The sequence below is a fragment of the Streptomyces sp. N50 genome (genome assembly GCF_033335955.1).
Lineage (GTDB): Bacteria > Actinomycetota > Actinomycetes > Streptomycetales > Streptomycetaceae > Streptomyces.
Genome location: NZ_CP137549.1, coordinates 5,968,242 through 5,992,207, shown reverse-complemented (window position 1 = coordinate 5,992,207; position 23,966 = coordinate 5,968,242). Strand labels below are relative to the sequence as shown.

The window sequence follows — 23,966 nt, the reverse complement described above, 5'->3', positions numbered from 1 at the left end:
ACCATCGGCATCGAGGCTTCTGCCGCGGCCCTGGCGCGTACGGGTGCCGACCGCAGACACTGCCGCGGCAGGGGCCGGCGGTCGCCGAGGAGCCGTTGCCGAGGTGGCGGCCCGGCTTCCCGGCAACACAGCAACACGGTGGCTCGGGGACTCTGATCGCCGTCGCCGTCGCCGTCAGACAGTGCTGACGACTGTGCCGACCCCTTCGAGCGCTGCGACTTCGTCGGCGGGCGCGGTGGTGTCGGTGACGAGGGTGTGCACGAGTGCGGAGGGGCCGACGTAGGCGTGAGCGGTGCGGCCGAGCTTGCTGCCGTCGGCGGCGGCGATGATGCGGCGCGTGGAGGCGATGATCGCCTTCTTCACCGCCGCGTCGTCGAGGTCGTAGGCGGTCAGGCCCTCGGCAGCGCTCAGGCCGCAGCAGCCGACGATCGCGGTGTCGAAGCGCAGCGCCGCCAGCGAGGCGAGTGCGAGGGGACCGGTCAGGGCACCCTCGGCGGCGCGGGGCCGTCCGCCGGGCACCATCAACTTGGTCGGGCCGGGAGCGTCGCTGAGCACGTGAATGGCCTGCAGCGACAAGGGCATCACGGTGACGTGCCGTCCACGCAGCAGGCGGGCCACCTCCAGGCAGGTGGTGCCGCTGTCGAGCAGGACGGTCTCGCCGTCAGCGATGAGCCGGGACACCTCGGACGCAATCCGGCGCTTCTCGTCGGCCGCCTCGTGGGCGCGCAGCGCGAAGGGCGGTTCCTCACCTCTGAGCAGCAGGGTGAGCGCCCCGCCGCGGACGCGCTGGAGGGCACCCTGCGCGGCCAGTGTGTCCAGGTCACGCCGGATGGTCATCTCCGAGGCGCCGGTCAGCTCGGCGAGTTCCGGGACCGTCGCACTGCCCGACTCCCTGACGGCCTGGGCGATCAGCCGGTGCCGGTCCGCGTTGCTCATACCGCGATTGAACACCACCCAGAAAGAACATCCAAACCGCGCGAATCTGCATATTTCGAACACAATAACCGTTTGCGATGACGGTTTACCTGAGCAACCCCATTCACCCCGCCCGTGCGGCGACCTTCGTCGACGTCGTCTTCGGCCAGGGCGCACACGGCAGGTGATGACGCATCAGACATCCCGGCACCATCCCGGCACGGGAACGAGCCAGGGGTCCGACTCCGAAGAGTCGGACCCCTCTTGACCTGCTCATTCAACAGATGCGACGTGGTGGAATCGCGCCTACACGTTGAAGCGGAACTCCACCACGTCCCCGTCCTGCATCACATAGTCCTTGCCCTCCATACGGGCCTTCCCCTTGGCCCGGGCCTCGGCGACCGAGCCCGTCTCCACCAGGTCGGCGAAGGAGATGACCTCCGCCTTGATGAAGCCCTTCTGGAAGTCGGTGTGGATGACGCCGGCGGCCTCGGGGGCGGTGGCGCCCTTCTTGATGGTCCAGGCGCGGGATTCCTTGGGGCCTGCCGTCAGGTACGTCTGGAGGCCCAGGGTGTCGAAGCCGACGCGGGCCAGGGTCGTCATGCCGGGCTCCTCGACGCCGACCGACTCCAGGAGCTCCATGGCCTCCTCCTCGTCGAGCTCGGCGAGGTCCGCCTCCAGCTTGGCGTTGAGGAAGATCGCCTCGGCGGGGGCGACGAGGGCGCGCTGCTCGGTCTTGAAGTCCTCGTCCACCAGCTCGTCCTCGTCGACGTTGAAGACGTAGAGGAAGGGCTTGGTCGTCAGCAGGTGCAGGTCGTGGAGGAGTTCCTCCTTGCCGGAGCCCTGGACGATGCCCTGAGAGAAGAGGGTGTCGCCCTTCTCCAGGATCTCCTGCGCCGCCTCGACCGCCGCGACCTTCGGGCCGATGTCCTTCTTGATGCGCGACTCGCGCTGGAGGCGCGGCAGGACCTTCTCGATGGTCTGGAGGTCGGCGAGGATCAGCTCGGTGTTGATCGTCTCGATGTCGTCCTTCGGCGAGACCTTGCCGTCGACGTGGACGACGTTCTCGTCCTTGAAGGCGCGGATGACCTGGCAGATCGCGTCGGACTCACGGATGTTCGCGAGGAACTTGTTGCCCAGGCCCTCGCCCTCGGAGGCGCCCTTCACGATGCCCGCGATGTCGACGAAGTCGACCGTCGCCGGGAGGATCTTCTGCGAGGAGAAGATCTCGGCCAGTTTCGTCAGACGCGGGTCGGGGACGCCGACCACGCCGACGTTCGGCTCGATCGTGGCGAACGGGTAGTTGGCCGCCAGCACGTCGTTCTTGGTCAGGGCGTTGAACAGGGTCGACTTGCCGACATTCGGCAGACCGACGATTCCGATCGTGAGCGACACGTTGCGACTTCCCGTACGTGAGTGGCGTGAGAGCAGTGGAGGGGCCCGGCCGGGGCTGCGGAGACCGGGGCCCGGGGCCGATCCACCAGTCTACGGCGTGAGCCGCGCCCTCCCGGCTCCGCGTCGAACACGTGGCCAAGCTCTGCCCATCGGCGTGTCTGAGGACCTATTCGGCACATAAACCGACCTAAGTTGGTCCAGTGGAGCAACACAGGACACGACCCCCACAGCCCGGCGCAAGACGCGGGGCCCCGCCTCTGCCCCCGCAGGCGGGCCGGGGCCCGAACGGTGGCCCGGCCCGCACGACCAGGCCCGGACCGCAGGCACGCGGCACCGCGCAGCGCCGCCCGGCGGCCGTACGACGCCCGAGCCCTACGGCGGCCGAGACCGTACGTCAGCTGCCGAACCCCCGGCTCACCGGGCTCGGCGGCGGGCTGTTCTGCGCGGCCGTGATGTTCGTGCTCGGGTGTATCGACCAGTTCCTGTTCGGGGCGTCGCTGACTGTCTACGGCGTGCTGTTCGTGCCGGTGTGTGTGCTCACCGCGGTCTGGATCCGGCGCGGCGACCTGCTGACCGCGCCGGTCGTCGTACCGATCGCCTTCGCCGTCGGCCTCTTCCCGCTCGCCGACGGCAGCGGCGGCCTCGGCAACCGCCTGATGGGCCTGTTCACCGGCCTCGCCACGCAGGCCGGCTGGCTGTACGGGGGGACGCTCGTCGCGGGCCTCATCGCGACGGTCCGCAGGGTCCGGCTGCTGAAGCGCCGCCGGCGAGCGTGAGTCCCCGGGCCGGACAGCCTCAACACTGACCCCGGGTCGCTTCTGAGACCCGTCCCAGGGGCGGCCACAAGACTGACCGCGGGGTCGATTCCGGGGCCGTCCCAGGGGCTACCTCCGGGGCAGGGACCCAGGGGCGGTCCCAGGGCGAGCTCCGGGGCAGGGACCCAGAGGCGGTCCCAGGGCCAGCTCCGGGACAGAGAAGCGGGGTCAATTCCGGGGCCTGTCCCAGGGACCAACTCCCGGACAAGGACCGAGGGGCGATCCCAGCGCAAGCTCCAGGACAAGGGCCGGGATCGATTCCCGGGCCCGTCCCAGCGGCCAACTCCCGGACAGGAATCGGGGTCGAGTCCGGGGCCCGTCCCAGGTGGCCAGCTCCGGGAGAGGGAACCTAGGGGCGGTCCCAGGGCCAGCTCCGGGACAGAGAATCGGAATCGATTCCGGGGCCTGTCCCAGGGACCGACTCCCGGACAAGGACCGAGGGGCGATCCCAGCGCAAGCTCCAGGACAAGGGCCGGGGTCGATTCCCGGGCCCGTCCCAGCGGCCAACTCCCGGACAGGGACCGAGGTCGGGGCCGGGGCCAGTCCCGGGGCCAGATTTGAGGCCGCCGGTCTTGGGGGCGGTCGTAGGGCCGGTTCCGGGGCCTGAGACTCATCCGCGGAGCGTTCCGCGTCCACCGAGCCGCCCTCCGGGCCCGTGCAAGCCCGCCCGAACCCGCGCGCTCGGCGACCAGTGCCGCCGCCCCTTCGCGCAGGCCGCGGCGGACTTCCTCCGTAGTCACCCGCCACAGGCCCCGCCGCCTCGCTGCCGACGCCCACCGGGCCTCGGCCACCGCCCACCGAGCCCCAGCCACCAGCTCCGCCGGCACAGACCGGCACCAACCCGCGCACCGCCGAAAACCGCCCCTACCGACCGCTAGCCACCCCTAGTCATCCCCCGCCGCATGCATCGCCGCCCCCACGATCCCCGCGTTGTTCTGCAGCTGCGCCGGGACGATCTCGGCCTTGATGTCCTCGATGAAGTGCAGGAACTTGTCGGCCTTGCGGCTGACTCCGCCGCCGATGATGAAGAGCTCGGGTGAGAACAGCATCTCGACGTGGGCGAGGTACTTCTGGACCCGGTGGGCCCAGTGCTCCCACGTCAGCTCGCCGTCCTCCTTGGCCTTGCTGGACGCCTTCTTCTCGGCGTCGTGGCCGTTCAGTTCGAGGTGGCCCAGCTCCGTGTTCGGGACCAGGATGCCGTTGACGAAGAGGGCGCTGCCGATGCCCGTGCCGAAGGTCAGCAGGATCACCGTGCCCTTGCGGCCCTGGCCTGCGCCGAAGTGCATCTCGGCGACGCCCGCCGCGTCCGCGTCGTTCACGACCGTCACCGGGAGGCCGCCCAGCCGGTCGGCGAACAGCGCGCCCGCGTCCTTGTCGATCCAGCTCTTGTCGACGTTCGCCGCCGTACGGATCGTGGCCCCGCCGGTGACCACACCCGGAAACGTGAGCCCGACCGGTCCCGTCCAGCCGAAGTGGTCGACGACTTCCTTCACGCCGTCGGCCACTCCGTCCGGTGTCGCCGGGTGCGGGGTCAGCACCTTGCACCGCTCTTGGGTCAATTCGCCCTTGTCCAGGTCCACAGGGGCGCCCTTGATCCCGGATCCACCGATGTCCACGCCGAAGATCTGCATGGATCCACGCTACGACGAACGACTGACAGTCACTGCCCGGAGGGTGCCGTACGGTCCGAACCGGTGCGCTCGGCGACCAGCGCGGCCGCCTCTTCGCGCAGGTCACGGCGGAGTTCCTTGGGCAGCGAGAACGTGATGGACTCCTCGGCCGCCTTGACCAGTTCGACGTCCTCGAAGCCGCGGCCGGACAGCCACTCCAGAACCTGCTCGACCAGGACCTCCGGCACCGAGGCTCCCGAGGTGACGCCGACCGTGGTCACGCCCTCCATCCAGGCCTCGTCGATCTCGTCGGCGAAGTCCACCAGGTAGGCGGCGCGGGCACCGGCCAGCTTGGCGACCTCGACGAGCCGAATCGAGTTGGAGGAGTTCTTCGAGCCGACCACGATCACCAGGTCGGCCTCCTCGCCCATCTGCTTCACGGCGAGCTGGCGGTTCTGCGTGGCGTAGCAGATGTCGTCGCTGGGCGGGGAGATGAGCTGCGGGAACTTCTCCTTCAGGGCGTCGACCGTCTCCATGGTCTCGTCGACGGAGAGGGTCGTCTGGGAGAGCCAGACCACCCTGGACGGGTCCCGCACCTCGACCTTGGCGACGTCGGACGGGCCGTCGACCAGGGTGATGTGGTCGGGGGCCTCTCCGGAGGTGCCGATGACCTCCTCGTGGCCCTCGTGGCCGATCAGCAGGATGTCGAAGTCGTCGTTGGCGAAACGGACGGCTTCCTTGTGGACCTTGGTCACCAGGGGGCAGGTCGCGTCGATGGTGGCGAGATTGCCCCGCTTGGCCTCGTCGTGGACGACGGGCGCGACGCCGTGCGCGGAGAACATCACGATGTTCCCCTCGGGGACCTCCTCGGTCCGCTCGACGAAGATCGCGCCCTTCTTCTCCAGGGTCTGGACGACGTACTTGTTGTGCACGATCTCGTGCCGGACATAGATCGGAGCCCCGTACTGCTCAAGGGCTTTCTCGACGGCGATCACGGCGCGGTCCACGCCCGCGCAGTAGCCCCGGGGGGCGGCGAGCAGGACACGGCGGCCAGACGAAGCAGTCATGCGTCCCATCGTAAGGCCGCGCTCGACGGGTCAAAGATCGCGTCCTTGGGGAGACTGGCGTGGGGAACGGGAGGGGTGGGGCCGGGTACGACGTACGGGAGACGCGAGATGGCGGACACGGACACGGGCACACAGGCCTCGGCCGGCGACGGGCCCCAGCTGCGGCGCAGCCTCGGTTTCCGGGATCTCGTCGTCTACGGGCTGCTGTTCATCGCCCCCATGGCACCGGTCGGCGTGTTCGGCACCCTGGACGCCAAGTCGCACGGGGCCGTCGCGCTGGTCTACATCGTGGCCACGGTCGCGATGGCGTTCACCGCGTTCAGCTACGCGCAGATGGTGCGGGTCGTCCCTCAGGCGGGCTCGGTGTTCGCCTACGCGCGCGTGGGGCTCGGCAAGGAGGCCGGGTTCATCGCCGGCTGGATGGCGATGCTCGACTACATCCTGATCCCCGCCGTCGCCTACCTCTTCTCCGGGATCGCCATGAACGCGCTGGTCCCGGACGTCTCGCGGTGGGTGTGGACCGCGCTGGCGGTCGTCATCACGACCTGCCTCAACCTCTGGGGTGTGCGCGCGGCGGCCCGCGTGGGCTTCCTCGTCCTCGCGATGGAGATCGTCGTCCTCGTCATCTTCATCGTGTCGGCGATCGTCGTCCTCGCGCGCGACGGCGCCGAACGGGGCTGGCTGTCGCCGCTCTCCGGGGACGGCACGCAGGGCGCGTTCGCGCTGTCGGCGGTGATCGGCGCGGTCTCGGTCGCCGTCCTGTCCTACCTGGGCTTCGACGCGGTAGCCACCTTCGCGGAGGAGGTCACCGGCGGCTCCGAGAAGGTCGCCAGGGCGCTGCTGTTCTGCCTCGCCCTGGCCGGTGTCCTGTTCATCGCCCAGACGTACCTGGTCGCCCTCCTGGAGCCGACGACGTCCGCACAACTGGCCGCCGACCCGGGCAGACAAGGATCGGCGTTCTACGACGCGGTCGACGTCTCGGTGGGCGACTGGCTGCACAACCTGGTCGCCGTCAGCAAGGCGATCGGCGCGGCGTTCGCGGCGCTGGCCGGGCAGGCGGCGGCGGCCCGCCTGGTCTTCGCGATGGCCCGCGACCGGCGTCTCCCCCGCGCCCTGTCGAAGACCGACGACGGAGTACCCCGGATCGCCCTGCTCTCCGCGGCGGTCATCACCCTGATCGCCGCGGTCTGGGCGGCCCGCCGCGACGACGGCCTCGACCACCTGGTCTCGGTCGTCGACATCGGCGCGCTCACCGCGTTCACGCTGCTGCACGCGAGCGTGGTGGGCTGGTTCGCGGTACGGCGCCGGGGCGGCCCGGTGGTGTGGTGGCGGCACGTGCTGGTGCCGGTGCTGGGGGCGGCGATCACCATCGCCGTGATCGTGGAGGCGTCCGGGACCGCGCAGGTGGTGGGGGCGATCTGGCTGGCGGTGGGGTTGGCGGTGCTGGCGGTGCAGTCGCGCGGGACGGCCCGGCAGTAGCTCCCCCACGTCACCCCGCCCCACCCCGCACCTCGGCCCCGTTGTCACAGGTGGCCGTTACTCTCGGGCGCATGGCTCTCAACACGGCTCCGGACGCGCCGCTCCCCGTCGGTGAGGTCTCCCGGCTGATCGGCGGGTGGATCGACCGGCTGGGCGCGGTGTGGGTCGAGGGGCAGATCACCCAGTTGTCGCGGCGGCCCGGTGCCGGTGTCGTGTTTCTGACGTTGCGTGACCCGTCGTACGACATCTCGGTGAGCGTGACGTGCTTCCGGCAGGTGTTCGACGAGGTCGCCGACGTCGTCAGCGAGGGCGCGCGGGTGGTCGTACTCGCGAAGCCCGAGTGGTACGCGCCGCGGGGGCAGTTGTCGTTGCGGGCGACCGAGATAAGGCCGGTCGGGGTCGGGGAACTCCTCGCGCGGCTGGAGCAGTTGAAGAAGTCGCTGGCCGCGGAGGGGCTGTTCGCGGCCGACCGGAAGAAGCCGCTGCCGTTCCTGCCGCAGCTGATCGGGCTGGTCTGCGGGCGCGCCTCGGCGGCCGAGCGGGACGTCCTGGAGAACGCGCGGCACCGCTGGCCCGCGGTCCGTTTCGAGGTGCGCAACGTGCCCGTGCAGGGCGTGCACGCCGTGCCGCAGGTCGTGCAGGCCGTGAAGGAGCTGGACGCGCTCGACGGCGTGGACGTGATCATCGTGGCGCGGGGCGGCGGCAGCGTGGAGGACCTGCTGCCGTTCTCCGACGAGCAGCTCGTACGAGCCGTGTCGGCCTGCCGTACACCCGTCGTGTCCGCGATCGGGCACGAGCCCGACAACCCCCTCCTGGACTACGTCGCCGACCTGCGCGCCTCCACGCCCACCGACGCCGCGAAGAAGGTCGTACCGGACGTCGGCGAGGAGTACGAGCGCGTACGGCAGCTGCGGGACCGGGCCCGGCGGTGTGTCGTGGCGTTCGTGGACCGGGAGGAGCGCGGGCTGGCGCAGGCGTTGTCGCGGCCGTCGATACAGGATCCGCACCGGATGATCGACGAGCGCGCGGACCATGTCGCCGCCCTCCTCGACCGCGGCCGGCGCACCCTCGGCCACCTCCTGGACCGCGCCGACTCGGAGCTGACCCACACGCACGCGCGCGTGGTCGCCCTCTCCCCCGCGGCCACCCTGAAGCGGGGGTACGCGGTGCTGCAGCGGTCCGACGGGCATGTCGTCCGCGACCCGGAAGAGGTGAGCGCGGACGAGGTGCTGCGCGCGCGGGTCGCCGAGGGTGAGTTCTCCGTACGAGTGGATACATAGGGTGGGCGAATGACCAGCAAGGTGACGGAAGAGGCGCTCGGTTACGAGCAGGCACGCGACGAGCTGATCGAGGTCGTACGGCGACTGGAGGCGGGCGGCACGACCCTGGAGGAGTCCCTCGCCCTCTGGGAGCGCGGCGAGGAACTGGCCAAGGTGTGCCGCCGCTGGCTGGACGGGGCCCGGGCGCGACTGGACGCGGCGCTGGCGGAGGAAGAGGAAGAGGGCGCGGCCGGGGAATCGGACGGCGAGTAGCGGGAGGGAACGGCGGGCGGCTCGCGCGGGCAACGGCTGGCGGGCAGCCGGTCGTAAACAGCGGCAGCCGACGGCGGACGGCGAGCCCCGCCGGCAGACACCCGTCAGTGACAGCGGGCAGCCCCTGTCCGCTGCCGCCCGCCAGCCGCCAGCCGCCAGCCGCCAGCCGCACTCACCAGCAACAGCCGCCCCCTGGCAATCCACCCCCACGGCGATCCCGAGTGATACGGATCACCCTGCTCCGGTTTTGGTTGAACGTTGAACCTCATGTCGCGTACGGTCGGTCTCGTCAGCCTATCCGGACCACGGTCCGGTTCCGGTTTCCGGCCACCCCGAGGAAGTCGTATGTCTCTCGTTCTTGACCCCGCCGCCCAGGACCTGCTGTTCCGCGAGGCCCGTACCGCGAACACGTTCACCGACGAGCCGGTGACGGACGAGCAGGTACAGGCGATCTATGACCTGGTCAAGTACGGCCCGACCTCGATGAACCAGTCGCCGCTGCGCATCACCCTGGTCCGCTCCCCCGAGGCCCGCGAGCGCCTCGTGAAGCACCTCTCCGAGGGCAACCAGAAGAAGACCGCCGCCGCCCCGCTGGTCGCGATCCTCTCCGCGGACAACGAGTTCCACGAGGAGCTCCCGACCCTGTTCCCGCACTTCCCGCAGGCCAAGGACGCCGTCTTCGGCGAGCGTTCGGTCCGTGAGGGCAACGCCGCGCTGAACGCCGCCCTCCAGGCCGCGTACTTCATCATCGGCATCCGCGCCGCCGGTCTCGCCGCCGGCCCGATGACCGGTCTCGACTTCGCGGGCGTCCAGAAGGAGTTCCTGGACGGCGACCACACCCCGTTCGTCGTCATCAACATCGGCAAGCCGGGCGAGGACGCCTGGTTCCCGCGCTCCCCGCGCCTGGCCTACGACGAGGTCGTCACGACCGTCTGAGGCACAGAGCACCCATGGCACACAGAAGGCCCCCGGCGCACCACGCGGCGCCGGGGGCCTTCGTCTCAGCCGTCAGCTCACTTCACTTCGTCTGCAGCGCCTTCGCCATCTCCGTCAGCTGCGCGAACGAGCCCGTGCCCGCCACCACCGTCGTCGACCCCTTGTCCGCGAGCACGAGCGCGTCGTAGCGGCCGCCGGTGTAGCGGGTCCAGGTATGGCCGTCGATGTCCTGGGTCGTCTTCGTCGCGGCGCCGCCCTGGCTGGCGGTGTCGATGAAGTCGGCCGGCTTCTGAGTCGACTGCTCTATCTGCACGTACTGTCCGCCGGGGGCACTGAATCCGAGGTGCCAGGCGTCGAACGCGGCGCCGTCGTAGCTGACCGAGGTCGCCTTCCAGGTCTTCGACAGGCCCTCCGGGGCCGCCACCGGGTACGGCGCCGCGCGGCGTGCCGTGAGCAGCTCCACGCGGTAGTCGACCCGCTTGATGTCGGGAGCGTGGTCGCTGTGCGGGATGAAGATGTAGACGATCGCCGCCGCGATCCCGATCAGGCCCAGGGAGAGAATCATGTCCCGGACCGTCTTCTGCTTGCCGTTCGAACCTGCCACGTCCCTATCGTCGCAGGTGCCCTGGTCCGCTCATCCGTGGGCCCCCCTGCTCATTTTGTCTGCCTGGCGATAGAGTCGGGGCCATACCCTCATCCGGCCGTCGTCGTATCAGAAAGGTGCGCTCCGATGACCGAGCATCATCATCTGCCGTCCGAACTCGAAGTCCCCTCCGAGGCCCCCGACCGCAACCTCGCCCTGGAACTCGTCCGGGTGACCGAAGCCGCCGCGATGGCCGCGGGCCGCTGGGTCGGGCGCGGTGACAAGAACGGCGCCGACGGTGCCGCCGTGCGCGCCATGCGGACCCTCGTCTCCACCGTCTCGATGAACGGCGTCGTCGTCATCGGTGAGGGCGAGAAGGACGAGGCGCCGATGCTCTTCAACGGCGAGCGCGTCGGCGACGGGACCGGGCCGGAGTGCGACATCGCCGTGGACCCGATCGACGGGACCACCCTCAACGCCAAGGGCATGCCGAACGCGATCGCCGTGCTCGCCGCCGCGGACCGGGGTTCGATGTTCGACCCGTCCGCCGTGTTCTACATGGACAAGCTCGTCGCCGGGCCCGAGGCCGCCGAGTTCGTCGACATCGAGGCCCCGATCTCGGTGAACGTCCGCCGGGTCGCCAAGGCCAAGCGCGTCACCCCCGAGGACGTCACCGTCGTCGTCCTGGACCGGCCGCGGCACGACGGCATCATCAAGGAGATCCGGGAGACCGGTGCGCGGATCAAGCTGATCTCCGACGGCGATGTCGCGGGGTCGATCCTAGCGCTGCGCGAAGGCACCGGCGTGGATCTGCTCCTCGGCATCGGCGGCACCCCCGAGGGCATCATCTCGGCCTGTGCCGTGAAGTGCCTCGGAGGCGTGATCCAGGGCAAGTTGTGGCCCAAGGACGACGCCGAGCGGCAGCGGGCGCTGGACGCGGGGCACGACCTGGACCGCGTGCTGACCACCGACGACCTGGTGTCGGGCGAGAACGTCTTCTTCGTCGCGACCGGGATCACGGACGGCGAGCTGCTGCGGGGCGTTCGGTACCGCGCGGAGACCGCGACGACCGACTCCATCGTGATGCGGTCCAAGTCCGGCACCGTCAGGCGAATCGATTCGGAACACCGGCTGAGCAAGCTTCGGGCGTACAGCGCGATCGACTTCGACCGGGCCAAGTAGCCACGCCGTGGCCGCGTTGTGGCCACGCCTATAGCCACGACGTAGCGACAACGAAGCCACGACCACACGGTCGTACGTGAAAGAGGCGCCCCCGGTGCGGTGGGGGCGCCTCTTTCTACGTCGGTCGGTCAGCCGGCCGCCGCTATACGGCCTGCCGCTCGCGCCTTCTGGAGTTCCAGGTCGCGGCGGCGGCGCCTCGCCAGGACCACGCGGCGCTCGGCGGCGGTGAGGCCGCCCCAGACGCCGTAGGGCTCGGGTTGCAGGAGTGCGTGCTCCCGGCACTCGACCATGACCGGACAGCGGGCGCAGACGCGCTTCGCGGCGTCCTCGCGGGAGAGTCGGGCGGCGGTGGGTTCCTTGGAGGGTGCGAAGAACAGGCCTGCCTCGTCGCGCCGGCACACCGCTTCGGTGTGCCAGGGAGCGTCTTGGTCCCTGTCTCGCGCAGGCACCCGCTGAGCCGGGACAGCAGCTACCTGCAGGGACGAATGCGGCGGTTGCAGCACGGTCTACTCCTGACGACGGCTTCGCGAGCGAGAGACGATGCAGCAAGGCCTACCCGCTGTGCGCGCGCCTATGCACTGAGTTCCGAACCGCTGGTTTTCGGGCGCTTCTGCGCGATGTCAGGGCCGTACGGGTGTGGACCGATCAGCTCCACATGTGTCCCGATTCACAACCGTCAACGGTCCAGGTGTTTGCGCAAATTCTTGTCGACCTTGCGCTGAACCCGATCGAGAATGTCCGCAACGAGCTTGCCCCGCTTGGGTTTTGCCTCGATGTTTCCGAGGACGGCCCATCCGTCCACGTAGACCACGGGCGCGTCCGGCTCGACGGAATCCAGCGTGTCCACCTCGAAGTTGCCGAGGACTCCGCCGCCGGTGCCGCGCAGCGACACGTTCTCCGGGACGCGGATCTCGACGTTGCCGAAGACCGAGACCGCCTTGATGACGACCTGTTGGTACTCGAAGATCGCCTCGCTGAGGTCGATCTCGACACTGCCGAACACGGCGTACGCGTGCATACGACGGCCCGCGCGCCAGCGGCCCTTGCGCATCGCGGCGCTGAACACCGCCACCACGTGCTCGTCGGCCTCGGCCGGGATCGCGCCCTCCGTCGGGCGGTTCGGAGCGGGGCTGTACGACGGGGTCGTCGCCCGGTGTCCATGGGCGGCCGGCAGATCCTGGATGAAGACCTCCAGCTCGCCGACCGTCTTGGCGCTCAGCACCCCCTCGACCCGCTCGGCGTGCTCGTCCGCGTCCAGGCGGCCCTCCGCCAGGGCCTCGCGCAGGATGTCGGCGATGCGGTCACGGTCGGCGTCCGAGGCGCGCAGCAACGGGGCTGCGGGCGCGGGCTGCGACGGGGCCGTGGGCGCGGAGGGGGGCTGCGGGGGCGCGGGCTGCTTCTGAAGGTCCACGGCAGCAGCGTACCGAAACGCGATAGATCGCGACTAGGGGTGTGGACGACGGCTGTGGACAACGTTGGTGTGGCGAAGGCCCGGAGCAACTGAGCCTTACCTCACAAGCTCGGTGTCAGTGGCAGGTTCTACGCTGGTGGGCGCCCGCCAGTGTCGGCGGGCGGCCGTCTGTCGAGTGAGGAATGGGCTGCGATGCCTGAGTTCGCGTACACCGATCTGCTCCCCATGGGAGAGGACACCACCCCGTACCGGCTGGTGACCTCCGAGGGTGTCTCCACCTTCGAGGCCGACGGGCGGACGTTCCTCAAGGTCGAGCCCGAGGCGCTGCGCAAGCTCGCCGCCGAGGCCATCCACGACATCCAGCACTACCTGCGGCCCGCCCACCTCGCCCAGCTGCGCCGGATCATCGACGACCCCGAGGCGTCGAACAACGACAAGTTCGTCGCGCTGGACCTCCTGAAGAACGCGAACATCGCCGCCGCCGGTGTCCTGCCCATGTGCCAGGACACCGGTACGGCGATCGTCATGGGCAAGCGCGGACAGAACGTCCTCACGGAGGGCGGCGACGAGTCCGCCCTGTCGCGCGGCATCTACGACGCCTACCTCAACCTCAATCTGCGGTACTCGCAGATGGCCCCGCTGACCATGTGGGACGAGAAGAACACCGGGTCGAACCTGCCCGCCCAGATCGAGCTGTACGCGACCGACGGCGGCGCCTACAAGTTCCTGTTCATGGCGAAGGGCGGCGGCTCGGCCAACAAGTCGTTCCTCTACCAGGAGACGAAGGCGGTCCTGAACGAGGGCTCCATGATGAAGTTCCTGGAGGAGAAGATCCGTTCGCTGGGCACGGCTGCCTGCCCGCCGTACCACCTGGCGATCGTGGTCGGCGGCACCAGCGCCGAGTACGCGCTGAAGACCGCGAAGTACGCCTCCGCGCACTACCTGGACGAGATCCCGGCGGAGGGTTCGGAGCTGGGGCACGGGTTCCGGGACAAGGAGCTGGAGCAGAAGGTCTTCGAGCTGACGCAGAAGATCGGGATCGGGGCGCAGTTCGGCGGCAAGTACTTCTGCCACGACGTGCGGGTGGTGCGGCTGCCCCGGCACGGTGCCTCGTGCCCCGTCGCCATCGCCGTGTCCTGCTCCGCCGACCGGCAGGCCGTCGCGAAGATCACCGCCGAGGGCGTGTTCCTGGAGCAGCTGGAGACGGACCCGGCGCGGTTCCTGCCGGAGACGACCGACGAGCACCTGGACTCCGCCGAGGAGGACGTGGTCCGGATCGATCTCAACCAGCCCATGGACGACATCCTCGCCGAGCTGACCAAGTACCCGGTGAAGACCCGGCTTTCGCTCTCGGGGCCGCTCGTCGTGGCGCGTGACATCGCGCACGCCAAGATCAAGGAGCGGCTGGACGCGGGTGAGGAGATGCCGCAGTACCTGAAGGACCACCCGGTGTACTACGCGGGGCCCGCGAAGACCCCTGAGGGTTACGCGTCCGGGTCCTTCGGGCCTACGACCGCCGGGCGCATGGACTCGTACGTCGAGCAGTTCCAGGCGGCGGGCGGGTCCAAGGTGATGCTGGCCAAGGGGAACCGGAGCAAACAGGTCACGGACGCGTGTGACGCGCACGGTGGCTTCTACCTCGGGTCGATCGGCGGGCCGGCCGCGCGGCTCGCCCAGGACTGCATCAAGAAGGTCGAGGTCGTCGAGTACGAGGAGCTCGGCATGGAGGCGGTCTGGAAGATCGAGGTCGAGGACTTCCCGGCGTTCGTCGTGGTCGACGACAAGGGCAACGACTTCTTCCAGAACCCGGCGCCGGAGCCCACGTTCACGCATATTCCGGTGCGGGGGCCGGGGCTGGCCTAGCAGTTTCCTCGCCCCCGCCACCCCTACCCGTCCCGTCCCGTCCTCAGGGGCGCTGCCCCGTTCCACCCCGCCAGGGGGTCCGCCCCCTGGACCCCCGTTCGGCCCCGGAAGGGCCTCGTCCTCAAACGCCGGACGGGCTGGAGTGTCCCGCACGCCCGCCTGTTGTCCCAGTTCGTCCCAGGGACACGCGGGACGGCATTTTCAGGTGCTTTGCCGGAAAAGCTCCGGATCGACTGGACCACACCCCGTGGTCCTCGGTCGACTCGGAGGAACCCCCCATGTTCGGACGCACTCTGCGCAACGGACTCGTCGCCGCGGTCGCGGCCGTCGCCGTCTTCCCGGTGACGGCCGTCGCCGCCACCGCCGCCCCGGCCCCGCACCACGTCACCGCCCACCACCACGTGACGCGGCACGCGGTCGGTCAGGTCACCACCCGGCACTTCAAGCGGCTGAACGTCCGTTCCGGCCCGGGCACCGGCTACCGCGTGGTCGGTTCGCGGCGGGTGGGGCGGACGCTGCCCATCGTCTGCAAGACGTACGGATCGAACGTCCACGGCAACCACCGCTGGTACAAGCTCCCGCACCACGAGGGCTACGTCTCCGCGCACTACGTCAGCAACCGCAGCGCCGTCCGCTGGTGCTGACCCCCGTCTGACCCACGGCTCCACCCGGCGGGACGGCCCCATGCGTCCTGCCGGGTGGAGCCAGGTCAACACCCCTTCATATTCCGGTGATCGGGGTGTGGCACGCGGCCGGCCCCGGGAACGGATCACGGCGTGCACCCCGGTACGGCGAGGAGCAGGATGGAAAGCCACGTGACGGTCGAGCAGCAGCAGCCTCTCTCCGGCCCTTACGACGAAGCGGGGCCGCTCCTGACCGAACGGCTCCGGCTCCTCAAGCGGCGGACCGGGCTGAGCCTGGCCGCGCTGGCCGCCGTCACCCCGTTCAGCAAGTCGACCTGGCACCGCTATCTCAACGGCGACCAACTCCCGCCCCGGGCAGCCGTCGAAGCCCTCGCCCGCCTTGCCCGCACCGACCCCGGCGCGCTGCTCTCCCTGTGGGACACCGCGGTCCGGGAGCAGTCCAGACCGTCCGCCACTCCCCCTGCCCAGCCCCCGGTCCCGGCCACGCCGCCCGTACCGCCCGTACCGCCCGTACCGCCCGCGCCGCCTGTGCCGCCCGTGTCATCCGTACGACCCCGTCGGCTGCGTGCCCCCGCCCGCGCCCTCGTCGCACTCGCCGCCATGGCCACCACCGTCGCGGTCACCGCCGGTGCCGCCGACGTCCTCGACCACACGGTGGCCTCCTGCCGGGGCAGCGGCTGTCAGGGGGCGCTGCCGTCCTCGGAGACCTGCGCGCGGGACGCCCGTACGGTGAGCGTCGTGAACCGGGCCCGTCAGGTCGTACTGCTGCGGTACTCGCCGTCCTGCGCCACCGTCTGGTCGGAAGTACGCACCCGGGTCGGCGGGTCCCGGGAGATCTCCATCAGGGCCGGGCAGGACGAGCTGTCCGCCGAGTACCCCGGTCACCGCTCGGACGGCTACAGCAGCCCGATGCTGGCCACCCCCGACCCGCGCGGGGCGCAGGCCTGTGCCGAGGTGGGCGGGCAGCCGGTGTGCACCGGGCCCGGCCGCTGAGCGCTCGGCCGAGACACTCCGTTTCCGTCCGCTGAGGTGGGAACACGGGAGGTGTCCGCGATGCTGTCCCCCACAGGAGGTGATCGGCGATGGCCGACGGTCAGACAGTGGGTCCGTTCCGTATCGAGCACGATTCGATGGGGGAGGTGCGGGTCCCGGTCGACGCGAAGTGGCGGGCGCAGACCCAGCGGGCGGTGGAGAACTTCCCGATCTCGGGCCAGACCATCGAGCGCGCCCACATCCAGGCCCTGGCCCGCATCAAGGGCGCCGCCGCCAAGGTGAACGCCGAACTCGGCGTACTCGACAAGGACATCGCGGAGGCGATCCAGGAGGCCGCCCGTGAGGTGGCCGGCGGGAAGTGGGACGAGCACTTCCCGATCGACGTGTTCCAGACCGGGTCCGGGACCTCGTCCAACATGAACACCAACGAGGTGATCGCCACCCTCGCCACCGAGCGGCTCGGCAAGGACGTCCACCCGAACGACCACGTCAACGCCTCGCAGTCGTCCAACGACGTCTTCCCGTCCTCCATCCACATCGCGGCCACCGGCGCCGTGATCCATGATCTGATCCCCGCGCTGGAGCATCTCGCGGGCGCCCTGTCGCGCAAGTCCGTCGAGTTCGCCGATGTCGTGAAGTCCGGGCGGACCCACCTGATGGACGCCACGCCCGTGACGCTGGGCCAGGAGTTCGGCGGGTACGCGGCCCAAGTGCGGTACGGCGTCGAGCGGTTGGAGGCCTCGCTGCCCCGGCTCGCGGAGCTGCCGCTGGGCGGGACCGCCGTCGGGACCGGGATCAACACCCCGCCCGGGTTCTCCGCCGCCGTGATCGCCGAGGTCGCGCTGGTCACCGGGCTGCCGCTGACCGAGGCGCGGGACCACTTCGAGGCGCAGGGCGCGCGGGACGGGATCGTCGAGACCAGCGGGCAGCTGCGGACCATCGCCGTAGGTCTGACGAAGATCGCGAACGATCTGCGGTGGATGGCGTCCGGGCCGCGGACCGGGCTCTCGGAGATCTCGCTGCCCGATCTGCAGCCGGGGTCCTCGATCATGCCCGGCAAGGTCAACCCGGTGATCCCGGAGGCCGTGCTGATGGTCGCCGCGCAGGTCATCGGCAATGATGCGACCGTCGCGACCGCCGGGGCAGCCGGCAACTTCGAGCTCAACGTGATGCTGCCGGTGATCGCCAAGAACGTCCTGGAGTCGATCAGGCTGCTCGCCAACGTCTCGCGGCTGCTCGCCGACCGGACCGTCGAGGGGATCGTCGCGCACCGGGAGCGAGCGCGCGAATACGCCGAGTCCTCACCGTCCGTGGTCACCCCGCTCAACAAGTACATCGGGTACGAGGAGGCCGCCAAGGTGGCCAAGAAGGCACTGGCGGAACGGAAGACGATCCGCCAGGTCGTGCTGGAGAACGGCTATGTGGAGCGTGGTGACCTCACCGAGGCGCAGCTCGACGAGGCCCTCGATGTCCTGCGGATGACGCGTCCGTAACCAATCGTCGCCCTGGCGTGAACCGTGACGCGCGCCGCAGCGTCGTATGCCCCGGGCACCTAATATCTCTTCATGACAGACGGTGGAGCGGTACGAGCGGTGGAAGCGGGTACGTCTACGGCCTTCTGGGCGCCCGGGGATCAGATCCTGTGGCGCTACCGGGAGAACGCCGGACCGCGCTTCCACATCGCCCGCCCCGTCACCGTCGTCCGGGACGACGAGGAGCTGCTCGCCGTCTGGCTGGCGCCCGGCACCGAGTGTGTGCGGCCGGTGCTCGCGGACGGTACGTCGGTGCACGGGGAGCCGCTGGAGACCCGGTACACGAAGCCCCGTACGGTCCGGCGCGACCACTGGTTCGGCACCGGTGTGCTGAAGCTGGCGCGGCCCGGTGAGCCCTGGTCGGTGTGGCTTTTCTGGGAGCCCGGATGGCAGTTCAAGAACTGGTACGTGAACCTTGAGGAACCACAGGTCCGTTGGGACGGCGGCGTCGACTCGGTGGATCACTTCCTGGACATCTCCGTGCACCCGGACCGCAGTTGGCGCTGGCTCGACGAGGACGAGTTCACGCAGGCCCAGCGGGACGGTCTGATGGATCCCCAACTGGCCGAGCGGGTAAGGGAAGCGGGCCGGTCCGCGGTGGAAGTGATCCGCGCGTGGGGGTCTCCGTTCGCGGACGGGTGGCAGCACTGGCGCCCGGATCCGTCCTGGGCTGTACCTTCACTTCCGGAGGACTGGGACCGCACCCCCGCGCACATGTCCACATGAGACCCTTGATGCGCCCCCGGTGCGCAACCGTAGGATCGTCCTCCGCAAGGGCACCGCACAACTCCCGGGGCATGTACCGGGACTGACCAGACGTCACCGAGGGGCGGCAGGACGTGAGCGAGGGGTATCAGGGCGACACCGGAGCGGGCCGCCGGTCCGCCGGTGGCACAGGAACAGCCTCTGACCACGCGGGAATTCCGTTCCTGGGGCACGTATTCCGGGTATCGGCATTTCGGCGGGACGATCCGCACGTATCGCGTGCGGTCCCGGACGGACGGATTCGACACGCGTGACGGAGCACCCCACCTCCTTCGAGCGCCCCGGCGGCGCCGACCCCGCAGACCCCCGCGGGGCGCTCCTGCACACCTCGACGCCGTCCAGGCCGTCCGGTGGCGCCGGCTTACCGGCACAGGCACGCACCGGCGAGCCGCCGGGTACGAGCACGTCCCGCGCCAAGGGGAAGGACCCGGCAGGTACCCCTGTGAAGCCCGACACCGCAGGTGGCTCCGAGCACTCCCAGCCCTCGGCCGCCGAACCCGACACCCATCGCCCGCGCCCTTCGCCCGACGGCATCCCGGCCCAGCCGGGCGGCGCCGAGGTCTCCGACGCGGCCGCCAAGGAGCGCCGTACGGGACAGGGGCTGCCGTCCGGCGGTCCCATGCCGATGCGGCGGGACGGGGACCGGCTGCGCTTCGTGGGCGCCGCGACCCGGCGGATCGCCCGCGGCATCGACCTCGACGAGATCGTCATGGGGCTGTGCCGGGCGACCGTACCGACGTTCTCGGACGCGATCCTGGTCTATCTCCGCGACCCGCTCCCGGTGGGCGACGAGCGGCCCACGGGTCCCGTCGTGCTGCGCCTGCGCCGGACCGACCGCATCCCGGAGGAGCGGGACACGGAGAACGGCTTCATGCCCGCGATACAGCCGGAGCAGCCCTCCGAACTGTCCGCGGTCACCGCCGAGTTGTGCGAGGTACGCCCCGGCGGCGCGCTCAACGAGGTGCTGCGGGGCGTACGTCCCGTGTTCGCCGACTCTCCGGCCGCGCGCGCCGCGCTGCCCGAACTCCTCGGTGAGGGCGGCGAGTTGATCGTCCCGGCCGGCCAGCGCGCGATCCTCGCGCCGCTGCGCGGCCGACGCCGGGTGATCGGTGCCGCGCTCTTCCTGCGCCGCCCCGAGCGCATGGCGTTCGAGGCCGACGACCTCCTGGTCGCCGCCCAACTCGCCACGCACAGCGCCCTGGGCATCGACAAGGCGGTCCTCTACGGCCGTGAGGCGTACATCGCCGACGAGCTCCAGCGCACCATGCTCCCGGAGACCCTGCCGCGCCCCACCGGCGTCCGGCTGGCGTCCCGGTACCTGCCCGCCGCCGAGACGGCACGCGTCGGCGGCGACTGGTACGACGCGATCCCGCTGCCCGGCAGCCGGGTCGCCCTGGTGGTCGGCGACGTCATGGGCCACTCCATGACCTCGGCCGCGATCATGGGCCAACTCCGCACCACCGCACAGACGTTGGCCGGTCTCGACCTGCCCCCGCAGGAGGTCCTGCACCACCTGGACGAACAGGCCCAGCGCCTCGGCACCGACCGCATGGCGACCTGCCTCTACGCGGTCTACGACCCGGTCTCGCACCGCATCACCATCGCCAACGCGGGCCACCCGCCGCCCGTGCTACTGCACCTGGGCGGCCGGGCCGAGGTCCTGCGGGTACCGCCCGGCGCCCCGATCGGTGTCGGCGGCGTCGACTTCGAGGCCGTAGAACTGGACGCCCCCGCCGGAGCGACTCTGCTCCTCTACACGGACGGGCTCGTCGAGTCGCGGCTGCGGGACGTGTGGACCGGGATAGAGCAGCTGCGCGAGAAGCTCGCCGCGGTCGCGCAGCTCACCGGACCCGATCATCCGCCGCCCCTGGAAGCCCTGTGCGACGAGGTGCTCGACATGCTCGGCCCGGGTGACCGGGACGACGACATCGCGCTGCTCGCCGCCCGCTTCGACGGGATTGCGCCGAGCGACGTGGCGTACTGGTTCCTCGACCCGGAGGACTCGGCCCCCGGCCAGGCCCGCCGGCTGGCCCGGCGGGCGCTGGCCCGCTGGGGCATGGAGGACATGAGCGACTCGGTGGAGCTGCTGGTCAGCGAGGTCGTGACCAATGCGGTGCGGTATGCGTCGCGGCCCGTCACGCTACGGCTGCTGCGGACCGACGTGCTGCGCTGCGAGGTCGGCGACGACGTGCCCCAGCTGCCGCGGCTGCGGCAGGCGCGGGCCACGGACGAGGGCGGACGTGGGCTGTATCTGGTCAACAGACTGGCCCGTCGGTGGGGAGCCACCCGGCTCAGCACCGGGAAGGTGGTCTGGTTCGAACTGAACCGGAATTAGACCTCGTCCAAAAGTTGCCGACATACCGGCGTCGGAGTTGACTGCTGGGGTACGCGAAGCGAAAGCGACCTACTTTCTTCCGAACAGGAGGACGCTCGTGACGCAGTCACCCCAGCACACTCCGTACACCACGAACAACGTCGGCATCCCGGTGGAGAGCGACGAACACTCGCTCACCGTCGGACCCGACGGCCCGATCCTGCTCCAGGACCACTACCTCATCGAGAAGATGGCCCAGTTCAACCGGGAGCGGGTCCCCGAGCGGGTGGTGCACGCCAAGGGCTCCGGCGCGTACGGCTTCTTCGAAGTCACCAACGACGTAAGCCAGTTCACCCGGGCCGACCTCTTCCAGCCGGGCAAACGCACCGAGATGCTGGCGCGGTTCTCCACCGTCGCCGGGGAGCAGGGCTCGCCCGACACCTGGCGCGACCCCCGCGGCTTCGCGCTCAAGTTCTATACCGAGCACGGCAATTACGACATGGTGGGCAACAACACCCCGGTCTTCTTCGTCCGGGACACCATCAAGTTCCAGGACTTCATCCGCTCGCAGAAGCGCCACCCGGCGACCGGGCTGCGCAGCAACGACATGCAGTGGGACTTCTGGACCCTCTCCCCCGAGTCGGCACACCAGGTGACCTGGCTGATGGGCGACCGGGGCATCCCGAAGACGTACCGCCACATGAACGGCTACAGCTCCCACACCTACATGTGGATCAACGGCGCCGGTGAGCGGTTCTGGGTGAAGTACCACTTCAAGACCGACCAGGGCGTCGAGTACCTCACGCAGGCCGAGGCCGACGAACTGGCCGGTTCCGACGGCGACAAGCACCGCCGTGACCTGCACGAGTCGATCGATTCCGGGAACGCGCCGAGCTGGACCCTCAAGGTCCAGATCATGCCGTTCGAGGACGCGGCGGACTACCGCTTCAACCCCTTCGACCTGACGAAGGTCTGGCCGCACGGGGACTACCCCCTGATCGACGTCGGCCGCATGACCCTGAACCGGAACCCGGACGACTACTTCGTCCACATCGAGCAGGCCGCCTTCGAGCCCTCGAACCTGGTGCCGGGCATCGGCCCCTCCCCGGACAAGATGCTGCTGGGCCGGCTGTTCTCGTACCCGGACACCCACCGGTACCGGATCGGCCCCAACTACACCCAGCTGCCGCCGAACCGCCCGCACTCCCCGGTGAACTCGTACGCCAAGGACGGCCCGATGCGGTACGAGGCGTCCAACGCGGCGCGGCCGTACGCACCGAACTCCTACGGCGGCCCGGCCGCCGACTACGGGCAGTTCGGCGAACCGGCGAGCTGGCAGACCGCCGGTGAACTGGTCCGCGAGGCAACGAAGTTGCACGCCGAGGACGACGACTGGGGCCAGGCGGGCACGATGGTCCGCGAGGTCCTCGACGACGCGGCCCGCGACCGTCTCGTGGCCAACGTCAGCGGCCATCTGAAGGCCGACGTCTCCCGCTCGGTCCTCGACCGCGCCCTGCAGTACTGGCACAACATCGACAAGGAACTCGGCGACCGGATCGCGGCGAACTTCGCCTAGCGGTACGGAAGTTCACCCAGCGGTACGAGAGAGGGCGCCCGGCGAAGCCGGGCGCCCTTCCGTGTGGCGCCGTGACTCCTGCCGGCCGAACGGCTCGGCCTCGTTCTGCGGCGCGCGTGCGATGTCCTGCCCACAACCGGGTGCCTGCTGGTGCCGTCGTAGAGCGTGTTCGTCCGGTCGGCCCGCGTCCCGGCCCCATCGGCGAGGGCTGCGGCCAGGACCACCGACTTGAACGCCGGGCCGCTACGTGCCACTCGGGTTCCGGCCCGCTATCCGGCCGCTGTCGCCTTTCTGGCACGGCGGACGCGCGCCGGGGCGAACGCGTCGATGCTTCCGGCGCCCTGTCCGGGCGTGGCGTCCCAGCCCTGGATCCGCTGGGCCAGACGGGAGAGCCGAAGATCGCCCGGAGGGACGTCGATCTGGAAGTGGGACTCCTTCACCGGCTCGAAGTCCCCACCCCAGGCGACCACATCCTGGCAGTCGGCGAGGATGTCCCGGACGACCGTGCGCTCCTGTTCCGTCATGGCGGTGGCCTTGTCCGCGCCGAGGGGATAGAAGAGCGGACGGATCGCCATGGCGGTGCCGGACAGATAATTCGACTCGAAGCGGGCGCCGATGTGCCGGTCGGCGGTGTGCCCGTGGACATCGCCGGGGCGCAGCGTGTCGATCTCGTACGAGAACCGACGTGCCACATACAGGAGCACGGTCGACGCATCGCCGTCCAGCAGGGGGACCTGGACGCCGGCCGCGCCCTCCAGACGCTGCCTCGGGGCCCGGTCGCCGATGACCCAGCCATTCGCCGATCGGGTTCCACGCCACACCTTCGCCTTCGGTGCAGCCGCAGCGGGTGTGACGGACGTCAGCGCGAGGGCGGTTCCGATACCGAGCGCCGATCCGAGAGCCAGGACTCGACGGCGGCTGGGGTGGTCTGTCAACGCGTTTCTCAACGCACGGATCCTTTCCGACAGATGAACGGGATCTTCCCGCGCCGTGCGGCCGCCCCTGCGGCGAGGACGAGACAGAAGCCGCTCGCAGCGAGGAGTGTCACCACGGTGGGCGCGACCCAGGCGGGAACAAGGTTGACGACGCCGTGGTCCGTATGGCGGACCTGGCGGACGGGAAGAAAGGAGACGGCCTCACCGTTGTCCGCGAACACCGAGACCAGACCGAAGACGTTGACCAGCCAAGCGGTGCTCGCGAGGAGCAACGCGGCCTCCCACAGGGCTCCGTGGGCCTCGTCGCTCACGAATACCTGCTTGGTCCACGAGATGCTGATGGCTTTCGCGATCAGAACACCGATGGCGAGGACAGTGGTGACCAGGGCGACGACAAGAATGGGGCGTCTCCTTTCATC

22 protein-coding genes are annotated in these 23,966 nt (G+C 70.0%); 13 read left to right on the top strand and 9 right to left on the bottom strand.

All coding sequences use genetic code 11. From position 1 onward, the window contains the following. Positions 1-174 precede the first annotated feature (174 nt). The gene (locus tag R2B38_RS27120) at positions 175-936 is read right to left on the bottom strand and encodes a DeoR/GlpR family DNA-binding transcription regulator (RefSeq protein WP_318018578.1); all 762 of its coding nucleotides are present in this window, start codon (positions 934-936) and stop codon (positions 175-177) included. A gap of 285 nt (positions 937-1,221) precedes the next feature. Then, positions 1,222-2,310, bottom strand: coding sequence for a redox-regulated ATPase YchF (gene ychF / locus R2B38_RS27115; protein ID WP_318018577.1), 1,089 nt, complete (start codon positions 2,308-2,310; stop codon positions 1,222-1,224). 200 nt (positions 2,311-2,510) lie between these two features. Here ychF and R2B38_RS27110 point away from each other — a divergent pair, with 200 nt between their 5' ends. After that, positions 2,511-3,086, top strand: a complete 576-nt coding sequence (locus R2B38_RS27110) for a DUF6542 domain-containing protein (RefSeq protein ID WP_318018576.1) — start codon at positions 2,511-2,513, stop codon at positions 3,084-3,086. Positions 3,087-4,009: 923 nt separating this feature from the next. Here R2B38_RS27110 and ppgK read toward each other — a convergent pair. Together ppgK and R2B38_RS27100 are read right to left on the bottom strand one after the other, a co-directional pair. Next, positions 4,010-4,756, bottom strand: coding sequence for a polyphosphate--glucose phosphotransferase (gene ppgK / locus R2B38_RS27105; protein WP_318018575.1), 747 nt, complete (start codon positions 4,754-4,756; stop codon positions 4,010-4,012). Positions 4,757-4,785: 29 nt separating this feature from the next. Then, positions 4,786-5,811, bottom strand: a complete 1,026-nt coding sequence (locus R2B38_RS27100; RefSeq protein ID WP_318018574.1) for a 4-hydroxy-3-methylbut-2-enyl diphosphate reductase — start codon at positions 5,809-5,811, stop codon at positions 4,786-4,788. A gap of 99 nt (positions 5,812-5,910) precedes the next feature. On the opposite strand from R2B38_RS27100, the gene R2B38_RS27095 reads away from it, so the two are divergent. The 4 genes from R2B38_RS27095 to R2B38_RS27080 all read left to right on the top strand — a co-directional run bounded on the left by R2B38_RS27095 (position 5,911) and on the right by R2B38_RS27080 (position 9,749). After that, on the top strand, positions 5,911-7,281 hold the full coding sequence (locus R2B38_RS27095) for an APC family permease (protein ID WP_318018573.1): 1,371 nt from the start codon (positions 5,911-5,913) through the stop codon (positions 7,279-7,281). A 71-nt stretch (positions 7,282-7,352) separates the two neighbouring features. Next, positions 7,353-8,561, top strand: a complete 1,209-nt coding sequence (xseA, locus tag R2B38_RS27090; RefSeq protein ID WP_318018572.1) for an exodeoxyribonuclease VII large subunit — start codon at positions 7,353-7,355, stop codon at positions 8,559-8,561. Between the two features lie 9 nt (positions 8,562-8,570). Continuing rightward, a complete protein-coding gene (locus R2B38_RS27085; protein ID WP_318018571.1) occupies positions 8,571-8,813 on the top strand; it encodes an exodeoxyribonuclease VII small subunit in 243 nt (80 codons plus the stop codon). Positions 8,814-9,158: 345 nt separating this feature from the next. Beyond that, the gene (locus R2B38_RS27080) at positions 9,159-9,749 is read left to right on the top strand and encodes a malonic semialdehyde reductase (protein WP_318018570.1); all 591 of its coding nucleotides are present in this window, start codon (positions 9,159-9,161) and stop codon (positions 9,747-9,749) included. Between the two features lie 82 nt (positions 9,750-9,831). Here the strand turns inward: R2B38_RS27080 and R2B38_RS27075 are convergent, their stop codons facing one another. Next, entirely contained in the window at positions 9,832-10,353 is a 522-nt protein-coding gene (locus tag R2B38_RS27075) for a DUF4245 domain-containing protein (protein WP_318018569.1), read from the bottom strand. A 126-nt stretch (positions 10,354-10,479) separates the two neighbouring features. Between R2B38_RS27075 and glpX the strand changes: the two genes are divergently transcribed. Continuing rightward, complete coding sequence (glpX, locus tag R2B38_RS27070; RefSeq protein ID WP_033286599.1) at positions 10,480-11,514, top strand: class II fructose-bisphosphatase; 1,035 nt, start codon at positions 10,480-10,482, stop codon at positions 11,512-11,514. 128 nt (positions 11,515-11,642) lie between these two features. Here glpX and R2B38_RS27065 read toward each other — a convergent pair whose 3' ends face one another. Both R2B38_RS27065 and R2B38_RS27060 read right to left on the bottom strand, forming a co-directional pair. Next, a complete protein-coding gene (locus R2B38_RS27065; RefSeq protein WP_026150672.1) occupies positions 11,643-12,017 on the bottom strand; it encodes a WhiB family transcriptional regulator in 375 nt (124 codons plus the stop codon). Positions 12,018-12,190: 173 nt separating this feature from the next. Then, entirely contained in the window at positions 12,191-12,925 is a 735-nt protein-coding gene (locus tag R2B38_RS27060) for a DUF1707 domain-containing protein (RefSeq protein WP_318018568.1), read from the bottom strand. A gap of 192 nt (positions 12,926-13,117) precedes the next feature. Between R2B38_RS27060 and R2B38_RS27055 the strand changes: the two genes are divergently transcribed. From R2B38_RS27055 to R2B38_RS27025, 7 genes are all read left to right on the top strand, one after another. Next, positions 13,118-14,788, top strand: coding sequence for a fumarate hydratase (locus R2B38_RS27055; protein ID WP_318018567.1), 1,671 nt, complete (start codon positions 13,118-13,120; stop codon positions 14,786-14,788). Between the two features lie 278 nt (positions 14,789-15,066). Further along, positions 15,067-15,432, top strand: coding sequence for an SH3 domain-containing protein (locus R2B38_RS27050; protein ID WP_318018566.1), 366 nt, complete (start codon positions 15,067-15,069; stop codon positions 15,430-15,432). A gap of 159 nt (positions 15,433-15,591) precedes the next feature. Further along, positions 15,592-16,425 carry an XRE family transcriptional regulator gene (locus R2B38_RS27045; protein ID WP_318018565.1) on the top strand — a complete coding sequence of 278 codons (834 nt, stop codon included), beginning with the start codon at positions 15,592-15,594 and terminating at the stop codon, positions 16,423-16,425. Between the two features lie 89 nt (positions 16,426-16,514). Next, the gene (locus tag R2B38_RS27040) at positions 16,515-17,918 is read left to right on the top strand and encodes a class II fumarate hydratase (protein WP_318018564.1); all 1,404 of its coding nucleotides are present in this window, start codon (positions 16,515-16,517) and stop codon (positions 17,916-17,918) included. Positions 17,919-17,990: 72 nt separating this feature from the next. Further along, positions 17,991-18,683, top strand: a complete 693-nt coding sequence (locus tag R2B38_RS27035; RefSeq protein WP_318018563.1) for a DUF402 domain-containing protein — start codon at positions 17,991-17,993, stop codon at positions 18,681-18,683. A 289-nt stretch (positions 18,684-18,972) separates the two neighbouring features. Next, entirely contained in the window at positions 18,973-21,057 is a 2,085-nt protein-coding gene (locus R2B38_RS27030; protein WP_318018562.1) for a SpoIIE family protein phosphatase, read from the top strand. Between the two features lie 97 nt (positions 21,058-21,154). After that, on the top strand, positions 21,155-22,612 hold the full coding sequence (locus R2B38_RS27025) for a catalase (protein WP_318018561.1): 1,458 nt from the start codon (positions 21,155-21,157) through the stop codon (positions 22,610-22,612). A gap of 269 nt (positions 22,613-22,881) precedes the next feature. Here R2B38_RS27025 and R2B38_RS27020 read toward each other — a convergent pair whose 3' ends face one another. Further along, positions 22,882-23,547, bottom strand: a complete 666-nt coding sequence (locus R2B38_RS27020) for a hypothetical protein (protein WP_318018560.1) — start codon at positions 23,545-23,547, stop codon at positions 22,882-22,884. A gap of 8 nt (positions 23,548-23,555) precedes the next feature. Further along, positions 23,556-23,858 carry a hypothetical protein gene (locus R2B38_RS27015; RefSeq protein WP_318018559.1) on the bottom strand — a complete coding sequence of 101 codons (303 nt, stop codon included), beginning with the start codon at positions 23,856-23,858 and terminating at the stop codon, positions 23,556-23,558. Positions 23,859-23,966 lie beyond the last annotated feature (108 nt).